Origin of the sequence: Nocardia jejuensis NBRC 103114 (assembly GCF_001613145.1) — a bacterium.
Taxonomy (GTDB): Bacteria; Actinomycetota; Actinomycetes; order Mycobacteriales; family Mycobacteriaceae; genus Nocardia; species Nocardia jejuensis.
Genome location: NZ_BDBU01000019.1, coordinates 204,473 through 231,389 on the forward strand (window position 1 = coordinate 204,473; position 26,917 = coordinate 231,389).

At 62.8% G+C, this 26,917-nt stretch carries 11 protein-coding genes and 3 pseudogenes; 9 read left to right on the plus strand and 5 right to left on the minus strand.

The genetic code is table 11. From position 1 onward, the window contains the following. Positions 1 to 3: 3 nt before the first annotated feature. From NJ1_RS16135 to NJ1_RS16150, 4 genes are all read left to right on the plus strand, one after another. Positions 4 to 3,822 carry a type I polyketide synthase gene (locus tag NJ1_RS16135; protein WP_084478339.1) on the plus strand — a complete coding sequence of 1,273 codons (3,819 nt, stop codon included), beginning with the start codon at positions 4 to 6 and terminating at the stop codon, positions 3,820 to 3,822. Continuing rightward, on the plus strand, positions 3,809 to 8,854 hold the full coding sequence (locus NJ1_RS16140; protein ID WP_067694366.1) for a type I polyketide synthase: 5,046 nt from the start codon (positions 3,809 to 3,811) through the stop codon (positions 8,852 to 8,854). The genes NJ1_RS16135 and NJ1_RS16140 overlap by 14 nt, the downstream gene beginning before the upstream one ends. Beyond that, complete coding sequence (locus NJ1_RS16145) at positions 8,851 to 14,790, plus strand: SDR family NAD(P)-dependent oxidoreductase (RefSeq protein ID WP_245717409.1); 5,940 nt, start codon at positions 8,851 to 8,853, stop codon at positions 14,788 to 14,790. The genes NJ1_RS16140 and NJ1_RS16145 overlap by 4 nt, the downstream gene beginning before the upstream one ends. 62 nt (positions 14,791 to 14,852) lie before the next feature. Then, the gene (locus NJ1_RS16150) at positions 14,853 to 15,677 is read left to right on the plus strand and encodes a class I SAM-dependent methyltransferase (RefSeq protein WP_245717410.1); all 825 of its coding nucleotides are present in this window, start codon (positions 14,853 to 14,855) and stop codon (positions 15,675 to 15,677) included. A 229-nt stretch (positions 15,678 to 15,906) separates the two neighbouring features. Here the strand turns inward: NJ1_RS16150 and NJ1_RS41000 are convergent. Continuing rightward, a pseudogene (locus NJ1_RS41000) lies at positions 15,907 to 16,159 on the minus strand (hypothetical protein); the annotation flags it as partial. Positions 16,160 to 16,869: 710 nt separating this feature from the next. Here NJ1_RS41000 and NJ1_RS16155 point away from each other — a divergent pair. Beyond that, positions 16,870 to 18,342, plus strand: coding sequence for a serine/threonine-protein kinase (locus tag NJ1_RS16155; protein ID WP_084478341.1), 1,473 nt, complete (start codon positions 16,870 to 16,872; stop codon positions 18,340 to 18,342). A gap of 525 nt (positions 18,343 to 18,867) precedes the next feature. On the opposite strand, the gene NJ1_RS16165 is transcribed toward NJ1_RS16155, so the two are convergent. Next, entirely contained in the window at positions 18,868 to 20,097 is a 1,230-nt protein-coding gene (locus NJ1_RS16165) for an IS110 family RNA-guided transposase (protein WP_084478343.1), read from the minus strand. 1,015 nt (positions 20,098 to 21,112) lie between these two features. Here NJ1_RS16165 and NJ1_RS41005 point away from each other — a divergent pair. Further along, a pseudogene (locus NJ1_RS41005) lies at positions 21,113 to 21,163 on the plus strand (hypothetical protein); the annotation flags it as partial. A 174-nt stretch (positions 21,164 to 21,337) separates the two neighbouring features. On the opposite strand, the pseudogene NJ1_RS41010 reads toward NJ1_RS41005, so the two are convergent. The 3 genes and pseudogenes from NJ1_RS41010 to NJ1_RS16180 form a co-directional block, all read right to left on the minus strand. After that, positions 21,338 to 21,532: pseudogene (locus tag NJ1_RS41010) on the minus strand (transposase); the annotation flags it as partial. Between the two features lie 477 nt (positions 21,533 to 22,009). Then, positions 22,010 to 22,894 carry an anthrax toxin lethal factor-related metalloendopeptidase gene (locus NJ1_RS39140; protein WP_157574015.1) on the minus strand — a complete coding sequence of 295 codons (885 nt, stop codon included), beginning with the start codon at positions 22,892 to 22,894 and terminating at the stop codon, positions 22,010 to 22,012. 753 nt (positions 22,895 to 23,647) lie between these two features. Further along, a complete protein-coding gene (locus NJ1_RS16180; RefSeq protein ID WP_439957696.1) occupies positions 23,648 to 24,451 on the minus strand; it encodes an IclR family transcriptional regulator in 804 nt (267 codons plus the stop codon). Positions 24,452 to 24,579: 128 nt separating this feature from the next. Between NJ1_RS16180 and NJ1_RS16185 the strand changes: the two genes are divergently transcribed. From NJ1_RS16185 to NJ1_RS16195, 3 genes are all read left to right on the plus strand, one after another. Next, a complete protein-coding gene (locus tag NJ1_RS16185; RefSeq protein WP_067694378.1) occupies positions 24,580 to 25,329 on the plus strand; it encodes a CoA transferase subunit A in 750 nt (249 codons plus the stop codon). Between the two features lie 69 nt (positions 25,330 to 25,398). Next, positions 25,399 to 26,052: a 3-oxoacid CoA-transferase subunit B gene (locus NJ1_RS16190; RefSeq protein WP_281202131.1), complete on the plus strand. Its 654-nt coding sequence runs from the start codon at positions 25,399 to 25,401 to the stop codon at positions 26,050 to 26,052. 66 nt (positions 26,053 to 26,118) lie between these two features. Continuing rightward, entirely contained in the window at positions 26,119 to 26,448 is a 330-nt protein-coding gene (locus tag NJ1_RS16195; protein WP_245717411.1) for a site-specific integrase, read from the plus strand. Positions 26,449 to 26,917 lie beyond the last annotated feature (469 nt).

A 26,917-nucleotide genomic window follows, 5' to 3' on the forward strand; every position in this document is an offset into this window, starting at 1 on the left:
ACCATGCAGCACTCGGGGACACAGGTACAACAGTGGCTACGAGGCGGACCTCTCGATTCGACCGAGCAGCAGACGTTGGTGGTATTTCCCCATGCTGGTGGCGGAGCCACGTTCTACCGTCCGTGGCTGGACAACGACAACTTCTCAGTGCGAATCGTGCAATACCCCGGGCGGGAAGACCGGATCTCCGAACCACGCCCATCGAATCTGAACGCACTCGCCGACGGCGTGGCCGAGGCACTCTCGAGCGCGGGCGATCGACCGATATGCCTATTCGGCCACAGCATGGGCGCGCTCGTGGCCTTCGAGGTTGCACACCGACTCGAAGCAACCGGGCGAGGCAACCCGCTGCGACTGTGTGTCTCCTCGTACACCCCTCCACATCTGCCCCGCACTGCCGCACCTCAGGACATGAACGACGAGACATTACTCGCCCACGCACGCTTCGCCATGGGCGAAACCGGCGCCTTCGACAATCCGGCATTGCGTGCATTGGTCATCTCCGGCCTCCGAGCGGACTTTCAGATGCTCGCGCAGTACCGCACCGACCCCGAACCTCGCCTGAACGCACCGATTCTCGCACTACGAGGCGCGGAGGAGCCCATCGCCGCCACGGACATGGACGCGTGGGCGCAGCTGACCCGCAGCAGCTGTCGTTCGCTGACTCTCCCCGGCGGGCATTTCTACCTCATCCCAGAGAAGACCGCTGTACTCGACACCGTGCATCGATGGTGCGCGGAACTCGATCAGAGCACACACCCTGTCAAGACCAACGACACCGGAACATCACCCCTACCTCAGGACAATCTCCTGCGCGAGGATGACATCGCAGTGATCGGACTCGCAGCGCGCGTTCCAGGCGCCGCGGACCTGGAAGAATTCTGGAGGAATCTCTGCACCGGCACCGAATCGCTCACTCAGTTCACCGACGAGCAACTGCGCTCGGCCGGGGTCGGCCCCTCACAGCTCGAAGACCCACGGCTGGTGCGAGCCCGCCCGATTCTGGCCGAGGCCGCCGACTTCGATGCCACGTTCTTCGGGTACGCCCCGAGCGAGGCGCGTCTGATCGATCCACAACAACGACTTTTTCTCGAATGTGCCTGGGAAGCAGTGGAATCGGCAGGATACGACCTGCCGCGCTACGACGGCGCGATCAGCGTATTCGCCGGCGGCTCCGGCTCGACGTACTACCGAGTCAACCTCCGCGAGAACTCAGCACACCTCGAGGCCGCGGGCTACCTACAAACAACCCTGTCGACTGAGAACGATTTCCTCGCCCCCCGCGTGTCCTACAAACTGAACCTGCGCGGACCCAGCATCTCCCTGGGCACAGGTTGTTCCACCTCACTCGTCGCGACTCACCTTGCGGTGCAAAGCATTCTGTCCGGCGAATCAGATATGGCATTGGCCGGAGGCGCGTGCATCACCTTCCCCCAGCACGCCGGATACGTGGCAGCCAGCGGCGAAGCCATCTCCCCCACCGGGCGCTGCCGTGCCTTCGACGCCGAGGCCGACGGCACGATCCTCGGCGACGGTGTCGGGGTGATCCTGCTCAAACGAGCAACCCAGGCCGTGCACGACGGCGACACGATTCTCGGCATCATCAAGGGAACCGCAGTAAACAACGACGGCGCACACAAAGCCGGATTCGCAGCGCCCAGCATCACCGGACAAGCCCAGGTCATCGCCGAAGCATTAGCCGTTGCCGACGTACCCGCCGAAACCATCGACTACGTCGAAACCCACGGCACCGGTACACCGATCGGCGACCCGGTGGAGATCGCCGCACTCACCGACGCCTTCCGACACGACGGCGACACCAGGACCGCATCCTGCAGGCTCGGCACACTGAAACCGAATATCGGACACACCGGCCCCGCATCCGGCATCCTCGGACTCATCAAGGTTCTGCTGGCGTTTCGCCACCGGACCTACCCCCCTGCCACCAACTACACGGTGCCCAACCCGCAGATCGATCTCCCGCGAACCCCCTTCTACATAGGCTCGAGCCTGCGCGCCTGGCACGCACCCCACGGCAAAGCACGCCGTGCCACGGTCAGCGCCTACAGCATGGGCGGCACGAATGCCCATGTCGTACTCCAGGAACCACCACCAGTCTCACGAACCACCGACCCGGCCCCGAACGAACCACAACTGCTCCTGCTCTCCGCACGGACACCGCAGGCGCTCGCGACCACACGAAAAAACCTCGCGCGACATCTGGCGCGACATCCCGAACACAATCTCGCCTCGGTCGCGGCCACACTGCGCATCGGACGACGCGCGTTCACTCATCGCTTCGCTGCGGTGTGCATCGACTCCGCACACGCACAAGCAGCCCTCGACGGAATCGGGCCCACACCGTCCCTCAGCGGAATCGCCCCGGGCACACCATCGCCTGTCGCTTTTCTATTCCCTGGGCAAGGCAGCCAATTCAGTGGTATGGGAGCCCACCTCTACGCAACCTCGCCGATGTACCGGCGACATATCGACGAGTGCGCCGACAGCTTCGAACCGCTGATCGGCATGGACCTACGCACCCTATTGTGCGATGCAGTACACGAAGCCGCGGACATCTCACTCAGGCACACCAGCGTGACCCAGCCCGCGCTGTTCACCGTCGCCTACGCATTGACCCGACTGCTCGATCACTGTGGCGTACAACCTGTCGCCATGCTCGGACACAGTATCGGGGAGTTGGTCGCTGCCTGTGTCGCTGGTGTATTCACTCTCGAGCAAGCCATCGAACTCGTAGCGCTCCGCGGTGACCTCATGCAGCACTGCGAGCCCGGCTCCATGGCTGCCCTCGAGGCACCGCTGGACACAGTCACCGCGATGCTCCCCGAGGGGGTATCGGTAGCAGCGATCAACGCCCCCCAGCAAATCGTCGCCACCGGAAGCGCGCACGGGGTCGACGAACTCCTCACCCGGGCTACAGCGATCAACATGCGGTGCACTCGGCTACCGGTGAATCGCGCCTTCCATTCCGCCCTCTTGGACCCGGTAGCCGAGCGCTTCACCGCCGCCGCAGCACGAATGCGGTTGCGCCCACCACAGTGTCCTTTCCTGTCGAACGTGAGCGGTACCTGGATCACCGAGACCCAGGCCATCGACCCCACGTACTGGGGACGCCAATTGCGTGAGACCGTGCAGTTCGCCGCAGGCCTCACACAACTGCGCACCGACTACCCCGAGGCACTGCTGGTCGAGGTCGGTCCCGGCCACACTCTTCGAGGGCTCGTTGCAATGAATGCGCCTGGCACCGAGGTCGTTTCGACGCTGGGTGGCCGATCCGGCGACAGCGCCGTGGCTGCCGCCACGGCAGCCGCTCGCCTCTGGGTCGCGGGCGTCCAAATCACGTGGCCACACCCAGAACCGCTGCAGCGAATACCCTTGCCCACCTATCCATTTCAACGCGAACGATTGTGGATAGGCCCATCGAGCGCACGCGCCCACAACGCTCCCGACACGCCTGCGCCGGACATGACCGAGCCAGCAATCCCGAATTCCGAAATTCCCGCCGACTCGCACAACACGACGGTCGATCAGATCTGGTGTGAGGCACTGGGAATGAGCAGCGTCCAGCCTCGCGACAACTTCTTCGATCTCGGCGGCAATTCCCTCATCGCTGCTCGCATCGTGACAGCCCTCGAACACCGCTGCCAGGTGCAGGTCTCGGTCGCTGAACTCTGGGATCAAGGCGCAACGCTGGGCGACCTCGCCGATCTGGTCGCACACCGCCGACACAACCACACCACTGGCAACCCCCACCTCGTCCCGGACGACACTGCAGGAAGAGACACCCCCGATGAGCGCCGATAAAGACATGCCGCACACAGGGATCGCGCTCACCGATGTGGCGATCATCGCGATGCAATGCCGGCTACCGGGCGCTGACAACGTCGAGCAGTACTGGTCGCTGCTGGCGGAAAAACGCGAAGGCACACGAGTACTGGACCAGCTTGCCCACGCGCCGGGACTGGTACGCAGCCAAGCCTGCATCGACGGAGTCGACCTGTTCGACGCGGCATTCTTCGGTTACCTGCCGGCCGACGCCGCGATAATCGATCCGCAACAGCGATTATTCCTCGAATGCGCGTATCACCTGTTCGAACAAGCCGGATACGACCCCGACCGCTATCAGGGGCTCGTCGGCGTCTACGCCGGATCCGGGCAATCGAACTACCACATCGCTAACGTGCTTCCGGCCCTCGGGGCCGACCCGACGTCGTCGGACGCCTTGCCCGCCGCCTTTGCCAACGCGCCGTCCTCACTGACCGGCCGGGTCTCCTACCATCTCAACCTGCGGGGGCCCAGCCTCGCGGTCAACACCGCCTGCTCGACCGCGCTGGTCGCGATCCACCTCGCATGCCAAGATCTGCTCGACTATCGATGCGATCTGGCCCTAGCCGGTGCCGTGAGCATCACTCCCAACCCGGGCAACGGCTACCGATATGTCCCGGACGGGCCCTTGTCTCCCGATGGTCGTTGCCGAGCTTTCGACGCCGACGCGGCAGGCATGTTTCCGGGTGACGGCCTTGGAATCATCCTGCTCAAACGACTCTCCGAGGCACTCGCCGACGGCGACCGAATCCGCGCTGTCATCAAAGGAAGCGCGGTCAACAACGACGGCCGCAACAAAGTCGGGTTCGTCGCCCCCAGCATCACGGGCCAGAGCGAAGTCATCCTCGCCGCGCACGCGGCGGCCCGAATCGAGGCGAGCTCGATCGGCATGGTCGAAGCGCACGGGACAGCGACCCTCGTAGGCGACCCGATCGAGGTCGCGGCGTTGACCAAAGCGTTTCGCCAATCCACCGACCGGATCGGATACTGCCTGCTCGGCTCGGCCAAGACCAACATCGGGCATACCGACACCGCCGCCGGCGTGGCCGGTCTCATCAAGGCCGTACTTTCTCTCGAGCACGGACTGATACCGGCAAATCTGCACTACACCACACCGAATCCCCTCCTGGACCTCACCGGCAGCCCGTTCCGCATAGCGCACGACACCACCACATGGCCTGAGAGCGAGGGGCCGCGACGTGCCGGTGTGAGCGCTTTCGGGATCGGTGGCACCAACGCACACATCGTGCTCGAACAAGCACCACCGGCCGCCATAGCCCCACACTCGCGAACCACGACCTCCAGATCCGAAGCACTCTTGATCTTGTCTGCTGCTACCCCCACCGCACTGGACCAGCAGGCCAGGCGACTCGCCGACCATCTGCGCAGCCACGAGGACACCACACCCACTCAGATCGCCGATGTTCTACAGCTCGGTCGACGCGAACTCCCCTATCGACGATCACTGCTCTGTCGATCCGCGACTGACGCAGCAGCATCTCTCGATGCTCTCATCACAACGACTCGTGCGGGCGACGGTAGTGTGCCACTGATTCTGCTGCTGCCCGGGGGCGGAGCCCAGTATGCCGGAATGGGGCGCGAGCTCTACGACACCGAGAACGTGTTCCGATCGACGATCGATCGGTGTGCGCAGATCCTTGCCCACCAATGCGGCATCGACCTGATCCGCCACCTGTACCGCGACGAGGGTCTCGATGACGAACGGCTCGAGATCGTGTTCCCCGCACTACTGGCAACCGAGTACGCACTCGCCGCCTTGCTTGCATCCTGGGGGCTCGAGCCCAGCGCTCTGCTGGGCCACAGCCTGGGTGAGTACACCGCTGCCTGCCTGGCCGGCGTGCTGGAACTCGACCAAGCACTGCCGCTGGTCTCCGCACGAGGACGACTCTTCGCTCGCGGTAGCGGTGCAACCACCAGCATCGCCTGTCCTGCCGCCCAGATCACACCACTTCTCACCGGTCGACTCACCATCTCCGCGCTCACCACCGCATCAACATGCACAGTCTCCGGACCCACCGACGAGATCGCCGAACTCGAACGGCAGTTACAGCAGCTCAGCATGCAGTGCCAGCGGGTGCGCGTGCCGATGGCAGCGCATTCACCCGAACTAGACCCCGTTCTCGAGGAATTCGCCGACCTCCTGACCGATATCACACTGAGCCCGCCGCGAGTGCCCTACCTCTCGAATGTCACCGGCACGTGGATTCAGCCCCACGAGGCAACCAATCCCGCCTACTGGGTCCGGCACAGTCGCGAGCCGGTGCAATTGGCAGCTGGATTCGACGAAATAGCCCGAATGCCGCACGCCGTTCTGATGGAAGTCGGCCCCGGTCGCACACTGACGCGGCTGGCTCGACTACACCATGACGTGCCCCGCCCCACCGTCGCGACCATGCGACATCACGACGACGAACGCACCGACCGACACACACTGCTCAGCGCGGTCGGGCTAGCCTGGGAACACGGCGTCCATGTCGACTGGCACACGTTGTCAGGAAATCGGCGGCACCCCACACGCATCGAACTTCCCGGCTACCCATTCGAGCGTCAGCGGCATTGGATCACACCGCCCGATACCACGCACCACACTCACGACCGATCGAACACGACAATCCCTGTGTGGCGCACCGCCACATACCCTGCACTGCCTGCGCGGCCGGCAACCGCGCGATGGCTGGTACTCACCGCCGACGACGTGCCCGCTCGAGAGGCCGCGACTCAACTAGCCGAACTTCTCGGCCCGGGCTGCGATGTCGCCGAGGCCGGACAGGAGAGGTCAGGGGCCCACTACCAGCACATCGTCTTTCTTGCTGATGGTCCCGGAGCTGAGCCCACTCGCGAGCGGTACACAGAGTTGGCGCGCGTGCTCGACGCCACCGACGCGGAGGCAGCAGTGCACATGTGTGTGCGAAACGCTTTCGACATCACCGGGACCGAAGCCCTCGACGTGCCGCAATGGCTGGCGATCGGCGCAGCACAATGGCTGCGTCGCCACACCGCTGCCCGCACGGTCGACGTGGTGGACACCGACCGAATCGATGCCTACCTGCTTGCGGCGGAACTGTCCTTACCGGGTGCCAACCGAACCGTCGCGTATCGCAACGGGCGACGCTGGCTCCTGGACAGTGAACCGATCACCGCGACGGCGCCAGCCTGGTCCACCGCCGCAGCGCAACTCCGTACAGCGCCGATCGATATCACGCTCCCACCACACTCGGCACCGGCCTTCGGCGCCTTGGACGAGCTGTGTACTCGCTACGTGTATGCGCACCTGCACAACGCCGGCGTCTCCCTCACGCCCGGCACCCGATTCACACGCGAGGAACTCCTCGACCGCCTGGACGTCGCACCGCAGTACCACAAGATCATCGACGTGTTCCTGCGCATCCTGCGCCAGGACGGCCTCCTCACCGATCAGGACGACCACCTACGAGTTCTTGAGGTGCCGGCCTCAGCAGATATGCCCCACCTCGCACAATGGTGCACCCGGCATCCCGATCTCGCCGCGCAGGCACAGTTGCTGGATCAGTGCATGCGCGGCTATGCGGCCGTGCTGCGGGGACAGCGCACCGGCAACGAGATACTCATGCCGGGCGGGGACGACACTCTGTACCGCATCGTCACCGAACAACGAAGTGCGCGTAGCAATTTCCGGGCACACTGCACCTCGATCAGCACCGCGCTGCTCACGCTCGCCCGCAACGCCACCACGACACGACCGTTACGAATTCTCGAAATCGGGGCTGGTCGAGGCTATCTGACGTGGCCCATCGCCCACGCATTGCGGGATCTACCGGCAGAGACCATCGAGTATCACGTGACCGATATCGGGCGCTCGTTCGTAGTGGCCGCACAGCAGCGAGCCGAATCCGAGAACCTCGAATTCCTGCGATTCACCACCCTCGACATCACTGCGGATCCGGCCGAATATTCCCAACCGCTCGGCGGGTTCGATGCCGTGCTCGCATTCAACGTGCTACACGTCGCGCCCGACCTGCGCGCCGGTGTCGGCAACGTCGCCTCCCTCACCGCCCCCGGCGGGCTGCTGTTCGTGCTCGAAGCCAAGAGCGAAGAGCGCTGGGACTCATTGATCGACCCGTTGATGACCGGTTGGCTCGACGTCCACGACGACCTACGGACCGGCACACCGCTCCTGGCACCACAACAATGGACCACACTGCTGGACACGAACGGATTCACCGCCTCGACCCCCTACGACGGCGGTCCGGCAGACAATCACACGTTGATCATCGCCGAGCGCCCCGAACCGGTGTGTGTCCTGGATCCACAGTTCGACCGCGCGATAGCGACCGTGCGTCAGATCACGATGTCCGCACCGTCCGCGCATCGCACCCTGATCATCGGCCCACACGAGGACACCCTCGACGCCGCACTCGCCGCCGGGTATGCGCGCGGCGCGCTCACCGCCCGCCATCGCAGAGGCTACCCCGACTGGACCTACCTCGACACAACACCGGACCACGAGCCATCCAGATACCGGTTCGGCCAAATACTCAGCGCGCCTGCAACGCCCGTCGCGGTGCTGGCAAATGAGACCCACCCAGAAGCCCGCATCGATCCGACGCCGTCCCCCGCGCCCCAACCATCCGCAGGTTCCTCGTTCAATCAACGACCCTCGCTTTCCACGCCCTACTGCGCACCACGATCAGAGTTGGAGGAACGCATTGCCAGGATCTGGCAGCGTGTGTTCGGATACGACCGGATCGGCGTCGATGATCGTTTCCTCGAACTCGGCGGTGAATCGCTGTTGGCCATGCAGATCGCCGCAGAACAACGCAACGCGCTGGGGATCGAAACAAGCATGCGACAGCTGCTCCAATCCGGAACCATCGCCGCCATCGCTGCGACAGCGCAAACCCCACCGCGCGACGCGAAAGCCCCAGCGCACTCCACGCCGCCGGCACGTCGCGGACGCGCCGCACTGCGCACCGCCGACGGCACGATGGTGATCGAGGGAGCCCACGCGTGACCGTCCACCGCATCGACCTCTCTTCGGCTCCAGCGCAGCAGGTCACGCTGTTCCGGGCCTCTTTCGCCCAGCAACGAATGTGGTTCCTGCACAAACTCGATCCCGCCAACCACTACTACAACGTGCCGCTCGTCTTGCGGTTCGGTGGTGTGGTGCACCCCGAGGCCTTACAGCGGGCGCTCATCGAGCTGGTGTCGCGGCACGAAATCCTGCGGACCACCTTTGCCGAGGTCAACGGCCAACTCATGCAAGCAGTAGCCCACGACACGACCATCACAATGCCCCGCACTCACATCGAACCTTCCGATGCACGCTCGGCGCCTTTGTCTCAGCACCAGCACGTGCAAGCGGCGGTGCTGGACCTCGTGCGTGCACCGTTCGATCTCAGTGTCGGACCACTGCTGCGAGCCCACCTGCTCGAACCGCGAGACGGGGAATACCTGCTCGTGCTCACGATCCATCACATCATCGTCGACGGCTGGTCGCTCGGGGCGGTGTGCGAGGAATTGCGCGCCCTCTACACCGCTGAGGTAACCGGCGTTCCCGCGCAATTACCGCCGCTGCACCTGCACGTCGGCGACCTCTCAGAGCGCGAGCACGAACTCATGAGCGGTTCGGTACGCGAGAGCCACCTCACCTACTGGCGCTCACAACTCGCCGGCGAGCTGAAAGCGCCCGCGCTACCGTTCGACCACGAGCGCCCCACGCGCCCCACATTCCACGGCGCCAGCCTCGACTTCACCCTGACACCCGCAGATACCGCCGCAGTGATCGAGTTCGGGCGAACCACCAATGCGACCCCGTTCATGACCCTGCTCTCGGTGTTCTACGCCCTGCTCTACCGCTACAGCGGATCCAGCGATCAGGTCGTAGGGGTTCCGATGGCAAATCGGCAGGACAGTCGAAGTTCGAACCTCATCGGATTGTTTGTCAACACGATCCCATTGCGTGCCCGCTTCAATCCTGACGCCGCATTCACCGAACTGCTCGACCATGTTCGCGACATCAGCGCAGGCGCCTTCGAACACCAGGAATTACCTCTCGATCACATCGTCGAGGACATCGCCCCGGGACACGCTCCCGGTCTCAACCCGCTCGTCGCCGTGCTGTTCACCATGCAGAATCCACCGCCGACCCACTACGACTTCGCCGGAACCCGCGCCTCGTTCCTGCCCGTGCCCACCGACGCCACTCGCGCCGATCTGGAACTACATTTCTGGCAACACAGCGACCACATCACAGGGCAGTTGGTTTACAGCACCGACCTATTCGACCGGACCACACTCGAACAACTGCACACCGACTACACCACGCTGTTACGAGCGGCACTCACCTCACCGCATCTCTCGATCCGCCGGTTGCCGATCGGCACCGAAAAGGCAGTCGTATTGCAGAACCTGCACCGGCTGCTCGTGCACCCGCAGGACTCCGTCGCGATCGCAGGCTCGCAGGTGAGCGTGACACATCTCGCCCTCCGCCAGAGCGCGGCCGCGTTGGCCGCGACCATCACCCCGATCGGACACGACGCGGTAGTGGCCCTCGCACTCGAGGCCGGACCAGATCTCGTGGCCGCACTCGTGGCAACAGTGTCCCTCGGCGCCCGTCACATCGTGTGGACTCCGCCCTCGTTGCCCCCTGTCTACCAGCAGCGATCGCTGCAGCAGCTTCAACCCACCGCCATCGTCGACACCGCCACCATCAGCCAAGCACGCGCCATCAGCGCTACCGAACCGCTGAAAACAAACACGTCCCCAGGACTCCTCGACAGCGCCCTGGCCACCATTCTCGTGACATTGCTGCAGCACGGCTCCGTGGATCCACACAACCTCGCCCCGATCCCGCACACAGTGTTGACCCCCGATCACCGCATCGCCCCACCAGGAGTGCTGGGCCAACTGCACATAGGCCGTGCCGGCGAGGGCGTGCTGGCCACAGGAGTACAGGCACGTAGGCGCACAGACTCGCGTGTGCAGATTGCACACACCCCCCGCAAGCTCGCCTGGGACGGCTATCGCTGGGCCGAGCTGGTGACAGCTGAAGCAGTGCTGCTGGACCACGAGAGCATCGACGACTGCGCGATACTCACACGCCAGAACCCGTCGGGCACCACCGAACTGGTGGCCTACGTGGCAACCTCCGCCTCTGTCTCGCCTTCGCAGCTGGCACAATTCGCACGCACCGCATTGCCCCCACCGCTGGTGCCCCACGCATTCGTTCCCGTTCCCACCCTGCCGGTGAACTCGACCGGAACACTCGACACCGCGGCGCTGCACCGATTGCCCGTGATCGACGACGAACTGGTTGCCCGCTGGTCCACGCACCTGCCCGGCGCCCACATCCACGTGGTGCCCGACCTTTCCCACAATGCACGAATCCATGGACACGATCCCGCAACACAGCTGCGGTCGACACCCTCGGCGGCCACGGCCGGGCCCGAGAGCAAGACCGACGAGCCTGCCGTGCTCGATGGCGGCCCAGGTGTAGCGCCAGAAGTGACATCCTTACCCGCAGCGCTGGTCCGGGCAGCGCACGAGAGCGCAACGACCGAACTGGTCTTTCTCGATGACGCGGGCACCGAGCATGCGCTGACCTATACGCAGTTGCTCGGCGCAGCGCGGCGCATACTCGGGGGTCTGCGCGAATCAGGGTTGCTTCGAGGAGATCTGGCGATCATTCATCTGTCTCGCAACGAGAATTTCGTAGCCGCCTTCTGGGGATGTCTGCTCGGCGGAATCGTGCCTGTGCCGCTGGACCCACGCTCGCCGAACAACAGCGACAAAACACTGGTCGCATGGAACATGCTCGCGCGCCCACTGATCATCACCGAACCCACGCATCCACCGCTGCCTCAGGACGCACGTATCGCCTTGATCGAGACCCTGCTGGCGCACTCACCCGACACCGAGCACCACAATCCCGATCCCGACACACTCGCTGTACTGCTCCTGACATCCGGCAGCACAGGGCGACCCAAGGCCGTGCGTCTCACCCACCACAACATCCTCACCCGCTCGGCAGCGACCGCGCACATGAACAGATTCGGACCCGACGATGTGTCGTTCAACTGGATGCCGCTCGAGCATGTCGGCGGCCTCGTCATGTCCCATCTGCGCGATGTGTACATGCGCTGCCGCCAGATACACGCACCCACCACCTGGGTGCTTGCCGACCCGCTGCGATGGCTGATCCTCGCCGATCGATACCAAGTGAACACCACCTGGGCACCCAACTTCGCCTTCGCGCTGCTCGTGGACCGCCTCGCCGAGGCCGACCCCGAACGACTCGACCTCAAATCGCTACGGTTCATCCTCAACGGCGGCGAGCCGATCGCACCACGCATCACACGGCGGCTACTGCGCACCCTCGAGCGGTTCGGCCTGCCCAGCACCGCGATGCATCCGGCGTGGGGGATGTCCGAGACCTCATCAGCCGTCACATACTCCGAGAAATTCTCACTGGACACCACCGACGACACCGACGAATACACCGAAGTCGGCAAGCCGATCCCCGGCACCCGATTACGTATCGTCGATGTCAACGACGCCATTGTCCGCGTAGGCGAGACAGGGCGAGTGCAGATCAGCGGACCCACCGTGACCGACGGATACCACCTCGACCCAGAACGCACGCGGCAAGCCTTCAGCCCCGACGGCTGGTTCGACACCGGCGACCTCGGCCTGATCTGTGACGGTGCCTTGACCCTCACCGGCCGCGCCGACGACCTCATCATCGTCAACGGCGTGAACTACACCCCACAGGCGATCGAGTCCGCCGTCGAGCGCTCCCCTTTCGTGACCCGCGCGTGCACAGCCGCCATCGCAGTACATGCACCAGGAAGCAACACCGACGCTTTAGCCATCGTGTTCAGCCCCCGACCCGACGTGACGCAAGCCCACGCCCTGGCCGATGTGCGCAACCGTGTACTAGTGACTGGCCCGAACCCCGATTTCCTCATTCCTGTTCCACCGGAAAGAATTCCGAAAACCGACAGCGGAAAAATCCAACGGAACTTGCTCAAACAACAGTTCGCCACAGGTGAATTCGCCGACATCCTGCCCGAGGTGCCGGTCGCCACAGCATCCGCGAACACCGTGCCGAGCTGGTTCTTCCGCCCGATCTGGCAGCGTCGCGAGCGACGCCGACCCGACTTCGCACCCGACTGCGCGGTTCTGTTGCTGAGCGATCGGGCAGACATCGAGGCACAGCTGGCGGATCGGTTGACCGCACAAGGCGTTGCTGTAATCCACTCCAACGCGAAGGACATCGCCACAGGATCCTCCTCGCTCCCGCATGACACCACGATCCGCGCCGTCGTTCAGTTCGTCACCGAGCCCCACCAACACATCACAGAGCACCCGGCCACCAGGTCCAGCGCCTCTCAAGACTCGTTCTCGCGCAGCGTTGTCCAAGTGGCGCAACTGATTCGGGCACTACCAACCCTAGGGCGTACCCCCGCCTTGTACGTGGTCGGCTCCGGGATCCACGCAGTCACCGACTCCGATCAGGGCAATACTGCGCTCGCAGGGATCTCGGCACTCCTGCGCAGCGCAGCGGCCGAGACTCCAGGATTGCGGACGCGCCTCATCGATCTGGATCCGGCTGATCCAGCCGCGGCCGCCCACCAGTTGGCAGGGGAACTGGGCGACACCACCAATGACATCGAGGTCGCCTATCGATCCGGTACACGCTGGGTCAGGACGCTGCAACGACTACCCGAACCAAGTACGCTTCTGCAGATCCCGTCCAGCGCTTTGCATCTGATCAGTGGTGGACTCGGCGGACTCGCGTACGAGCTTGCCCGGATGCTGATCGAACGCTTCGACGGGCGTGTACTGCTGATATGCCGCCGCGATCCGGACGAAAGGCAGTTCGCAAACTACCGCCGATTGTGCGATATCGCCGGCGCGCAGGCTGTACGGATCGCTGTTGCCGATGTGCGCGACGCCGAGCAGGTATGGAACGCAGTCACCGCAACCGAACGCGACTGCAATATCCAGCTCTCGGGCATATGGCATCTGGCTGGCAGCTACCGCGAGCAACCACTGATCACCGCCACCGACGCCGACTTCACCGAAATTTCCGCGGCGAAGGTCGCCGGGATCCGGAGTCTGCATCGGATCGCCTTGCGCAGACCCGGTGTTCGCTTCGTGTCGTTCTCCTCGGTCAACGGATTCTTCGGTGGCGCCACAGTCGGTGGATACTCGGCCGCCAACTCCTATCTCGACACCTTCACCCGCTATCAGCGCTACGCCTGTGGCATCGACGCACACAGCATCGCCTGGACGATGTGGGACGACGTCGGGATCTCCGCCTACGCAGGACATCCGGACAGCGCCCGAGCACGGGGCTATCACGTTCTCACCCGCGCAGAGGCACTCACCTCGCTCCTGCTCGCGCTGTCCGTCGACGAACCACATGTACTCATCGGCCTCGATGACACCAAACCCGCTATCCGCGCCCACCTCGGGCACTGCGCACCAGCCCCTCAGATGCTCGTGGCGGAACTGACGGACGCCCTCCCCGCCACCGCGGCTACGCCGCTCCGGGACAGATACGGTGCTCTCGTCCCGACCCGGGTCCAGCTGTCGGACCAGGACCATCAGCAAGTGTCACCACACAACGAGATCGAACAGCGAGTATCCGCGATCTGGAAGCAGGCGCTGGGATCTGATCGGTTCACCTGCACCGAGAACTTCTTCGATCTCGGTGGAAACTCGGTGCTGCTAGCCCGCGTCCACGCGCTGATACAGACCGCATTCGACCGCACGGTCCCCCTGGCCGAGCTATTTCGCTACCCCACCGTGTCGAGTCTGGCCGCTTATCTCTCGGGCACCGACCAGCCATGCCATCTCGACCCAGAGCCCGGTTCGGGCAACGACCGCGCCCGGATCCGCAGGAACGCACGAGTACGCCGCGCCCGCCCCGACCGTCGATGACTCGGGCTACCTGTCGCCGAACCGTCACGCACAGCAAATATTCACACATCGCAGGAGCATTGATGCAGATCGCAGGGATTGACCTCACAGACATCCACGAGACAGCACTGTGGAATCTCTACACTCGCGCTAAAGAATCTCAACGACCCGAGGGAGTTCTTCAGGATTCGCAGTGCATCCGACTGTTCGAAGCGATCGACTACGACTACGAGGGCAGATTCGGGAAAAAACAGAACGGCCTACATGCGGAAAAATCCCGAATCTTCGACACTGTCGTGAAAGCATGGTTGACCGAACACCCCCATGGAACAGTCGTCGAATTAGGCGCAGGGCTCGAAACACAGTTCCAACGGATCGACAATGGAACTGTTTCCTGGGTGAGTGTGGATCTCGACGAACTGATCGAGATACGGGAAAAATTCCTGCCGCCCATCGACCGGCAACATTACATCGCCGCCGATGTGTGCGACTTATCGTGGATGGACGAAGTCGGATCCGGACCCACCCTCATCACAGCACAAGGTGTGCTCATGTTCTTGCATGAAGAGCAGGTACGCCACCTGATCGTAGCTATCATCGACCGATTTACAGGTGCAGAGCTGGTGTTCGACACCATTTCTCCTGTGATGTCCAGAAAAAGCATGAGTGGCTACTACCTGACAGCGAACTGTCGTCTACCAATAATGCCGTGGGGGATCACGCGAAACGATATCGCTCCAACGCTGCGGCAATGGCATACCAATATATCCAGCGTAGAGGTGCAGAGCTTCGGCGCCGTCCACGGTCCCTTGAAGGTGCTCAAGCCGCTGGCCTTCTCGATTCCCGCGCTTCGCGACATCGCACCGGTGGTAGCGCATGTGAAAACCGCTACCACCGCACCAAGGTAGCGAATCAAATTCTGTTGCGAGTCACGCCGTCAGCAACCCAGTCTGCAGCATCGATGTTTTTGCCGAAGGTGACCGAAAAGCGCACTGCGACAACGTTATCACAACGACACTTCCAATTATCTGGCGAAATTGCGGACGATCCTTCAAAGTATCGAGAAGGCATCGACATCACCAACTAAGCCAACTCGAAAGCACCTCAGGCGCCCCATGTTTCACGTTCCTGAGAAAGAGAAGGATCGGCGAAGCGTCGAGACACTGGCACGAACACGTCGCCGGTGCATAGCTGTGCCGGCAAACCGAACTTCCCACAGCTTCCAATAACGCCGGTAGGCAACGGCATTGCCCGTCTTGCGAACTGGTCGAAATAGCCACGCCACTTGGCCGACACGATCCCCGTCGGTGCGTCGTCGAACACCTTCCGGCGACCCGTCGCGCTCACGCAACACGTTCACCGCGATCAGTAACGCCGTCGCCGACGTGCCCGCCAGCGAACCCGGTCCACCGACAACTAGCCGAACTCGGCTTCCACGCGACCACAGACACCGGGCCCCTCCCTCGCGCAGTTCACCGGCCGACGGCACCGTCGAGCGGCGTGAGAACTTGGTTGGGATCAGCCCCGCCAATGCGAGGGCGATGGTGAGGCAGAAACGTGCCAGTTCGTCGATCCGAAAGAGCCAGGAGAAGGTACCGGTCGCGGCTGGTACAGCGTAGCGGGTTCTACAGTGGCGCTTGCAGCGAAGCCTCTATTATCGGGCACACCCACGTCTGCGAATGCGGCTGCGGGGCACCAAATCCATCAAACCACCGTCGAGATCTGTACCTCGAGCAGTCAAAGCGACGCATTGTGCGTGCCCGTAGTGCGCGGTGACCCGCTGGCAAGGCATCCTTGGTGCGGTCGACGAACCCCGCACGGCCGCGCGCGCCACGCCTATGCAAGGGCGGCACTCCCCGCGCGCCGGAATCGCGACCCGTAAGTACTACGACATCAGGTCCAGCGATGAGAATGTGATGGCCATGCTGCGTCACTGGCACTCGGAAACCGCACGCTGATTGACCTCCGTTACCAGCCGCGCGCCGCCATGCGGAACATCGGTCTGTGAATATGAGGCGGGTGAAAGTTGTTGTGGTGCATGTACGAGACTGAGCAGGACACCCGCTGGCGACTGAACGCTGACGAGAACGACGAGCAAGGATGGCAGTGGAACACTTCACGATCGCCGACCGACAGTGGGCGAGTGTCCGAGAGCTGGGACGCGGTGGTTTCGGAGTCGTACACGAAGTGGTGGGGCCGGACGGAGAACGCGCCGCGGTGAAGGTGGTGCCCAAGACCCCCAAGAGCGAGCGTGAGCACCTGGCGGCTGATCTGCGCGACGTACGCAATGTCGTGCCGGTGCTCGAGATCGACGAGACAACGACGTCGTACTTGTTGCGGATGCCGCTGGCCGAGACCAACCTGCGGTCGTACCTGAATGCGCGGGGGTCACTACCCGAGCCCGAGGCGATCGCAATCGTGCACGACCTCGCAACTGCCTTGGACGACCTTGGACGGGTACTGGTGCACCGGGACATCAAGCCGGAGAACGTTCTCCGGCTGGCAGGGCAATGGTGCCTGACGGATTTCGGTGCCGCGCGCCTAGTCGATGCCTCAACCGACGCGATCACCCACAAGTACACCGCCACCCTCGACTACGCGCCGCCGGAATGGTGGCGTCACGAGCACTACGAGGTCGAGGGCGACGTCTACAGCTTGGGTGTGCTGGCATTCGAACTACTCACTGGCACAAGGCCGTTCCCAGGCCCCATGCCCGAAGACCTGCGACGGCAGCACGCGACGAACGCGGTCCCCGAACTATCCGGAGTCTCTCCCGCACTGGCGGATCTTATCGTCCAGATGATGGCCAAGGCTCCGGTACGCCGCCCGAGGCCCCGCAAGGTTCTCGCCGCTCTCGACAGAGTCACGCAACCACACTCGATCCCCGCGCCGGGCGCGACCGCGTTGCAGCACGCCAATCTGGCCGTGACACGCCATCGCGATGAAACCCAGGCCGCCGAAGCCGCGCTAGCGCAGGCATGGGCAGAACGGCTCGAACTCGCGGCGTTCGGTCTCGATCAACTCGACAAGATCATCGAGAACCTTCGCGCGACCATACTGGACAACGCGGACCACACCAAGGTCGTTGGCGACAATCTCCATCTGTGGTTCGAGCTGTCCGGCGCGCAGCTGATGTTCTCTCTCGTGGATGACGTGAAAGAACTGCAATGGCGCAAGGAAATGCCGTTCAACGTCGTTCTCACCGCCCAGATCGTCGTGAACGTCCCCGCCGCCGATCCCACCGGCTGGAGCGGGCGGTCCCACAGTCTGTGGTTCTGCGACGCGGTCGTTCTCGGCGAGTTCGCCTGGTACGAAACCGCGTTCGTCGATCAATCCAAACAGACCGACTGGTGTCCGTATGCGAGCACAGTGTGCGAGGAAGTGGTCGAGGCGCTCACCGGGGAGCTGACCCCGATACGAGTCGCGATGCCGTTCTCCGAGGTCGATCCAGCGGAGATGACGGAGTTCGTCGATCGCTGGTCGGGATTCTTCGGCACCGCAGTCACCGGTACCTTGCACCGTCCGGACCAGCCGATCGAACACGACCCGACGGGCAGCTGGAGAACATCCTGATCACTGCAATCCACGACCGCGCATCTACTCGGGTCAACTGCGCTTGTACGCCCTCCCTGGAGTGCCCGGTCAGCGATGGACATTGACGAGCCGTCCCTCGGCTGCGGGACCACCGCCCTCGCGCCCCGAGAGCGAAGACCAGTCGCGATCCAGTACGTACAGATGGCCCGATCAGTAGTCAGCACGCCGGAAGGCCTGCTGCACTTCGAGGAGATGCGCCAGTTCCACGACGTGTTCGCCGACGAGATAGCCGAACAACTGCTCAATTGGTGGCGTTACCGCCACGTACGCCCGTCGAATGCGGCCGCCACAACGATGCGGTGCACCACAACTGAGTGTATGACGGCGGACACGCACACGCTGCCCTAACTTCGACACTGCTGGACCAGGCATCCGCTGATGGGACTTGGCCTACGCGCTGACCCAGTTCGCGCCCGTGATCGTGGGCGGGACAATGGAACCCATCACCTTCACCACAGATTCAGGACCCGCGTGCCGGAACATTCCTCAACGCAGCCGCATCAATTACTGCACGTCGCCGGCCCTCGGCGCACCGTCTACGCGCGGCGGCTTTGTCTCGAAGATCCGGTTGTCGCGCAACAAAGCCCACAACACATCGACCAATCGCCTGGCCAATGCGAGAAGTGCCCGAGTATGGCGATGTCCCTCGGCTCGCTTGCGCTGGTAGAACGTTCGTGAGGGGCCTTCGATACTGATCGAGACGAAAGCGGCCATGAAAAACACACGCCGCATTCTCCGGTTGTAACGCCTGGGGCGACGTAGGCTGCCGACGACCCGGCCCGAATCGTGCGGCACCGGCACCAACCCCGCATAGGAAGCCAACCGAGCCGGCGTCGCGAATTCGGTCAACACCTGACCGCCAGTGTTGATAAGGAACTCGGCGCCCAGATTGGGGCCCATCCCAGGCAGAGACTCGATCATCGGCGCCTGCGCGTGTGCGCGGAAGCGGGCGGTGATCTGCTTGCCAAGATCCTTGATCTCGCGATCGAGGTCCAGCAACTTGGCCGCGAGCCGTTTGATCAGCGAGGCAGTCGTGGCCTCGCCCGGCACCGCGACGTTTTGCGTACCGGCCGCGGAGCAGGCCGTCCCGGCCATTTTCTCGATCATCGTACGGCGGACACGGTTTTCGAGGAGATGCGCTCTGACACCCTCGACCCCCGCGGCCCGAACCTCCGATGGAGTGCACAACCCGGAGACCAAGATCAAAGCCGCACGTGTTGCGTAGTCGAACGCAGACTCGAGTGCGGGGAATATCGAGGACAGCATCGCGCGAAGCTGATTGAGACCACGCACCCACTCGTTGCTGAGGTTGCCACGATAATTCGACAGCTGCGTCAGCTCGGCGACGAGAACATCAGGGGCTGTGACCGGTTGCAAATCCATACACATCCGCGCTGTGTCGGCGATAACCCGTGCGTCCTTGACGTCGGTTTTGCCTTCACCCCGAAAGACCCCGGTCATCGTGGCCACGGTGTGACCAGGCACGTAAACCACAGACTCACCCGCACGAAGCAGGACCGTGATCAACAACGCTGCCAGCGGACTGACCAGATCGATTGCCCACAGCACCTCGCCGTCAATCCCACGGACGTGATCGATCGCCGCCTCGACCGCGAGTTGATCGTTGGCGACCTTGCGCGATGAGCACACCCTGCCTTCCGCATCGACCACACACAGATGGTGCGACACCTTGCCGACATCGATCCCGGCCCAGATCCGTTGGTTCACAGTCACTTTCACACACCCCGTTCGCACATCCGAAGCATGAAACACAGCCCGATCAGTCACGTCGAGCCCACGCTTCCTCCCCTCAGATCTCAACCAGAGACCACAACAACGAGCGCGACAAGGCAGCGATATTTCCAATAGCCACAAAAGGCGAGAATTCTAGAGCCACACCTCATCGCGTCGTCCGTCCAGCGCCACGGCCCATGGACACCTCACAACGTAGCAAGCACTCGACGTCCATAGGCGCGGATCAACACGAACGACATCACAGACCTCTCCATGTCGACTGAACCCGAGTTAACTCACCCCGCCATGAACCTTCCTCCAGAGCCCGACTGATGGCTGCCATGTTCGCTCGTCACGGGACACCAGGAGCGGGTCCTGTACAGACCTCCGCACACTCGGCAGCCGCTCATGACCCAACTCGGATGTCGCGCATCGCGATCACGCAGCGAGCACCTCTGTGCCACAACGCTGCTTCTCTCACCCAGCATGGCCGATCGTTTGCTACGTTACTCAAATCCGGGGTCCAGGCCCCGGACAGCAAGACGCGGTGGGGTGTAGCTAATGGTGTATAGCCGCTGTCGTGGCTTGGTCGAAGCAGCTGCCCCATCGCGCCAAACAGCTCCACTCAGCGTGCCCGCGATGGAATCGCCGATGCCAGCCTCGAACTGTCCGCCATTGCGCACAAGCAGCACCCTCTTTCGCGCGCGACGCGGCTGATTCCTGGAGGCAACCTGTCGGTTCTCGTGCTCGCCTGGTCAGCACACGTTCGCGGCGCTCGAGTATGTCGAGCCGCTGTCGGTGACGAGAGGTGGCACTCGACGAACTGGACCCGGCTTGCCGGCCATCCTGAGGCCCGTGCGAACCCACGGGCCTCAGGATGGAATTGAGAACTATGAGCTCCTAACAGGTTCGGTCAGGCAGCAACGGGTTCCGTTGGAGTGCAGGATGTTTCGCCGTGGTAACACTCTGGATCGTGGATGACGAGTTGTGGACGGTGATCGAACCGCTACTCCTGGTGACACCGGCCGGGACACCAGGACCACCGCACATGACCTTCCGACGTGTGCTGCAGGGCATCTTGTTCGTGTTGATCACCGGACTCGGATGCGAGGACCTGCCCCCCCGGAGCCGAGGTTCGGGTCCGGATGACCTGTCGGCGCAGGCTGCGGGACTGGCCCGCCGCCGGAATGTTCGAGCAGACCATCAAGCGGTGCGCGCCGTGCTCATGCCGGTCGAGCAGCGTGGGCAGCATCAGGTGATCGTTGACGTGGGCCGCGGCCAACGCCACGGCGAGCGGGAAGCCGTTTCCGCAGGTCAGGATGTGGTGCTTGGAACCGGGTTTGGCGCGGTCGACCGGACTGGGACCTGTTGAGGCAGCCTTCTTTTTCGCCCGCACATGCGAGCCGTCGACCATCACCCGGTCGAAGCCGATCATCCGGGCGGGTCCAGCCCCTGCGCGGGCGTGCGGGCCGACCTCGTCACCGAATCACCAACCTGATCGCGGACGAAGGATACGACTACCCGAGTGTGTACTGCGAACTGCGGCAACAACGTATCACCCGCTATATCGCCCGACGCGGCACTCGCGACGAGGTCACCGACGGTCTTGAATCGTCGAGCGGAACCTTCGCCCTGCTACACCAGTACCGACAGCTGGCAATCCGATGGGAACGCCGCACCGACATCCACCACGGATTCCTCGACCTCGCCGCAGCCCTCATCTGTTGGCGACGACTCCGTAATCGAACCCGATAGGAGCTCTAAGCATCGTTGCTTTCCCCGTGCTGGCGTACCCACGAGTCCCACGCCTCATAGTCAGGGTGACCCGGACCAATCGTGACGAGAGCATCACCAATTATTCCGTGGGCTTCTGCGCGCATCGGCACCGTTAAGGTTCCGTCGGCATTGCGTATTACCTCCATATAAATCTTCTCTTTCCAAATCGTGTACGTTCGAGACTGTGGTGTAGCTCGGAGAAGTAGCCCATGAGCCGATCCCCCTGTTCCTGTTTGTTTACGTTCATTCCGAGCGCATCGGCCATCGCGATTGACGCCTGACCGGAGGGTTTGGAGCGATAGGCCACCCATGCGCCCAACCCCTCAGCGAATGTTTCTTGACGACCTGCCTCGCCTTTCTGTGAAAAATAAGGTTTCATCGTATCTAAACTATTATAGAGCTTGCCGAACTCTGCCGAATTAGACACATCCCCGAGGGCATGGTCGAGGGCATGGCCACATTCATGTAAAGCCACGGAAATGCTACCGTGCTTGGCGCTGGTGAGAACCACCCGGTGCGTCGCCCTCTGATACAACCCTCCCACCGCGTCCCAGGACGCACCAATGGGGTAACCGCGTGGTATTTCTCCTCGAAGTTCGGACATGATGGCAGTGGCCGGCCCCTCGGCGATATCGATGCCCCCTTCCATCTGGCTGGAGAAGTGTTTGACCATATTATTGAAGTTGTCCGGAAGGTGCTCGAGGTCGCACAGGTGCCGCTCCACAGCTGGCCCGCGCCCCAGAATCCTGAGCCTGTCGCCATATGTGGCAGCAATGCGCGGACTGAATGATCTTGCGAAGTCATCGACTGAATAACTGTGGCCTGAAATGGAAGTTTTTCTGACAGGAATACGCGAAGCGCCTTCGAGGTCGGCGTCATTAGCCTTCCGCGCAGCCGCCTTTGCTCCGTTTCCGATCCCACGAATGACGCCTGCATCATATTCGGCTGCCTTGCCCGCTCGAAGAATCGACGGAACTACACCCTTCCGAAGTAGATCCGCAATTGCAGTACTGATCCGCACCGGGGCTCCTGCGCGCTGGTCTCATTGCGATAGTGTGGCATTGTCCTGTTTGAAAAAATAGTAGACAATGATCTGGGAGGCTGCCGAAAATTTCGACGTGTCTCCCGGCGTCCGCGGAAATTCTCGGATTTGAGTTTTTGACGCATGGACGACTGGTGGTGCGTGGCGTGAGAAAACCGCCGGATGCTCTGCCGCCACACTCCTTCGACCGTTGTTGGATCACGGGATCATCTATTTGACGGTCGATCTGAAGAGATCGACACACTTGCGTATGGTGACGGCAACTAGTTCGGCTCTCATTCTCGGGTTTAAGTTAGACGAAGCCGCCAGAGACAAGGCTTTCTGTGTTGAGCGCCAGTCCCCCTCGCAGTCCTGTCCATGATGCCTACCTCCCGCTAGCGGGAAGGAAGATGCCACTGACAAGGAAAGAACTGGTCCACAGCCGCCGCCCGGCCGGCGTGCTACCAGTCAGGCGGGTCAGGGCGTTGGCGAACCGGAAGAGGTTGGACACCAGCGTTTCTACGTGGACCGGCCGGACTCGAACAGACAAACCCTGCAAGGCTGCATCACGCAATCGCAACGCCGTAGAGCACTAGTGCATCCGGGTGTGATTTGGTGACCTTCTCGCCCTAGGCGATCGCATCGTCGGCGCCGGCGGAGATGAGCTGGTCCAGGCTGCCGATCATGCCGCCGGGTCCTCCGATCCGCTGTCGAGACCGCGCATCGCGACACCGCGGCCACCCCACGAACCGGCTAACGCGATTTGAGTCGATTCGAGAGCTGATGGGCTTTGTCCATCAGCAGTTGTCCCATTTCGGTGCATCTGGGCTCGCGGAAGCGTGTTTCGACTCCGGTGACCGTGAGAGCCCACGCAGGGCGACCATCCCGGTCGAAAACCGCGGCACCCACACCCCAACTTCCCTCGACGATGAGCGCGGGGTTGACCGCATACCCATTGGCCAAAGTGACCTCGATACGTTCGCGGATTCGTTGTTCGGAGTGAACATCACCCCACTCAGCGACCAGGTCGGTCCGGGCTAGGTAAGCGTCGATCTCGCGGGCCGGCAGATGACTCAAGATCGCCAGTCCGGCCGAGGCGACACCCAGGGGGAAGCGTATTCCTTCGTACAACACATGTGAGCGCAAAGGAAAGCTTCCCTCTCGACTCGACACACACACCGTCTCGTCGCCTCGGCATGCGGACAGGAAAGCACTCTCACCAGTCAGACGCGCGACCTGATCGACAATGTCACGCGCGAGACCGGTGATGTCGTAACGGGCGGCGGCGGCGGCTCCGAGTAGATACAGCTCGGGACCGAGCAACCATTGCCCAGTTCTTGCGTCACGATCGACGAGCCCTTCCGCGGCCAGAGACATCAGAAGCCGGTGAGCGGTAGGGCGCGCCAAACCGGTGGCGATAGCCAGCTCGGTGGTCGACGATCCACCGGACTCGCACGCGCTGATGGATCTCAACAGCCGCGCTGCTCTCTCGATCACGTGAGGACTCTGCTGCGCCGACTGCACCACCACATCGATCGTACAGACACGTTCATTCAGCGGACACACAGCGGAAGAGACGACCGGAGGGCGAGCACTTTCGTACAGACATCTTCCATAATCCTGCAGATAGTGTTGACTCGCCCCAAGCGCGAATAAGCGTTCGCTGTACGAACGAGAGGTTCACCATGGCGATCAAGGTGTGCGAGTCTGCGCAGGAGGCCGTTGCAGACATCCCGAACGGCGCCTCACTCGCAGTCGGAGGGTTCGGCCTGTGCGGCATCCCGGACAAGCTCATCCACGCCCTGGCCGAACGCGGGACATCCGAGCTCGAAGTGTATTCGAACAACTGCGGTGTCGACGATCAAGGCTTGGGAATCCTGTTGGCGGCCGGTCGAATTCGCCGAATAACCGCATCCTACGTCGGCGAAAACAAGGAATTCGCCCGCCAATACCTCTCAGGTGAGGTCGAGGTAGAGCTGACTCCTCAAGGCACGCTCGCCGAACGCATGCGCGCAGGCGGTGCAGGTATACCAGCGTTCTATACCCCAGCTGGAGTCGGAACGCCCGTGGCCGAGGGTGGACTGCCCTGGCTCTACAACACCGACGGCTCGGTCGCGACAGCATCGCCCCCCAAGGAACTGCGCGAGTTCAACGGCAAGAGCTACCTACTCGAGGAAGCGATCCTCACAGACTTCGCACTGGTTCATGCCGAATTCGGTGATACCGAAGGCAACCTCGTCTTCAACAAAACAGCGACGAACTTCAACCCCCTGGCAGCGATGGCCGGCCGAACCGCCATCGCGCAGGTCGAACAGCTCGTCCAGCCGGGAGAACTCGACCCCACGCAAATCCACCTCCCGGGTATTTTCGTTCAGCGCATCGTGCATACCGGGTTGCAGGACAAGCGAATCGAGAAGAGGACAGTGTCAGCATGAGGGGCAGGGCACGACGAGGGCCGAGGAGCATAACCACGCAACGCCCCGCCCATCCCGGAAGGAGGCAGCGTGAGCTGGTCTCGTGAGCAGATGGCCGCCCGCGCCGCGGCGGACATGATCAACGGCGAGTACGTGAATCTAGGGATCGGGCTGCCGACCATGATTCCTAACCACCTCCCTGAAGGCGTAAAGGTGATACTCCATTCAGAAAACGGCATCCTCGGTACCGGGCCGTATCCGACCGTTGATGAGGTCGATCCCGACCTCATCAACGCGGGCAAGGAAACCGTCACAGTGAATCCGGGAGCCGCGTTCTTCGATGCGGCGTTGTCGTTCGGCATGATTCGTGGTGGACACATCGACACTGCGGTCCTGGGCGGCATGCAGGTCTCCCGACACGGGGACCTCGCCAACTGGATGGTGCCGGGCAGGACGATCAAAGGCATGGGCGGCGCCATGGACCTGGTCCACGGTGCCCGACGCGTCATCGTGGTCATGAAACACACTGATCGCGACGGCGGCGCCAAGATCGTCGAACAGTGCACGCTGCCCCTTACGGGAAACGCTGTGGTGCAACGGATTATCACCGATCTCGGAATCATCGACGTTCGGGATGGAACCCTCACGCTCCGGGAACTGGCACCTGGCGTCACCGTCGGGCAGATCGCCGCCGCCACCGGCGCGGAACTGATCATTGATCTGCAGGAGTCATCGCACACCTGACGCACATACCTCCAGGTACGGCACCTGCCGCGATTGATCAAGTGCCGCACCCGCGGACCGGTGTTCGTGACTCACCGCCGGCCCGGTCCCGGCAAGTACCTCGCCGATCGCGACCTGTGCCCCGACACCGGGCTGGCGCGGCTGTCCTACGACCAGGCTCGCGACCTACTCGACGCCGCCACCGCGATCGACGGACCCGGAACAGGCTGGGATCTACACGAACTCCGGCACTCCGGCCCGACCCACCTCGGGGAATCCGGAGTCAGCCTGCTCGAACTCATGGCCAAATCCCGGCACCGCAAAGCCGAGAACCTGCGCCGCTACTTCAAACCTTCACCGCATGTGATGCGCGATCTCACCGCGCTGCTCGGTCCGGGGGCCGACCGCCGACGCTGAGCTGCGGCGTTTCCATATCCGTTGTTTTTTCGGCGATTGCTACCGGGACCCCATATCAACGCGCGTCAATGCGGCACGTCCTGGCGGATCCCAATTTCGGTGCGCGTTGGTGGACATGCCTGGCTTGGTCCAGACCACACGCACCGGTCTGGACCATTTTCATCGGCCAGCCGGCCGACTATACAACCGAGCATCTCTCGCCGCAGGACCTCCTCCGCTTCACGATCGTCCGCAATGACGGACCTGACTGCGCTGGAAACTAACTCTGAACCACTCGAAACCACGCGGAAATTCATCACCTGAAGCCATCCCCCAGGATCCTGAATCAGTCCCAGCTCTGATAAGGATCGGATTGCTCCGGATGCCACCTCCGATATCCTCCCAGGATGCCTGGTGAGCGTGTGTCCTCGGAGTCTGGCAGCCCCGTCGTGATGCTTCGGGAGTATGAGTTCGCGGTACCCGATGAAGA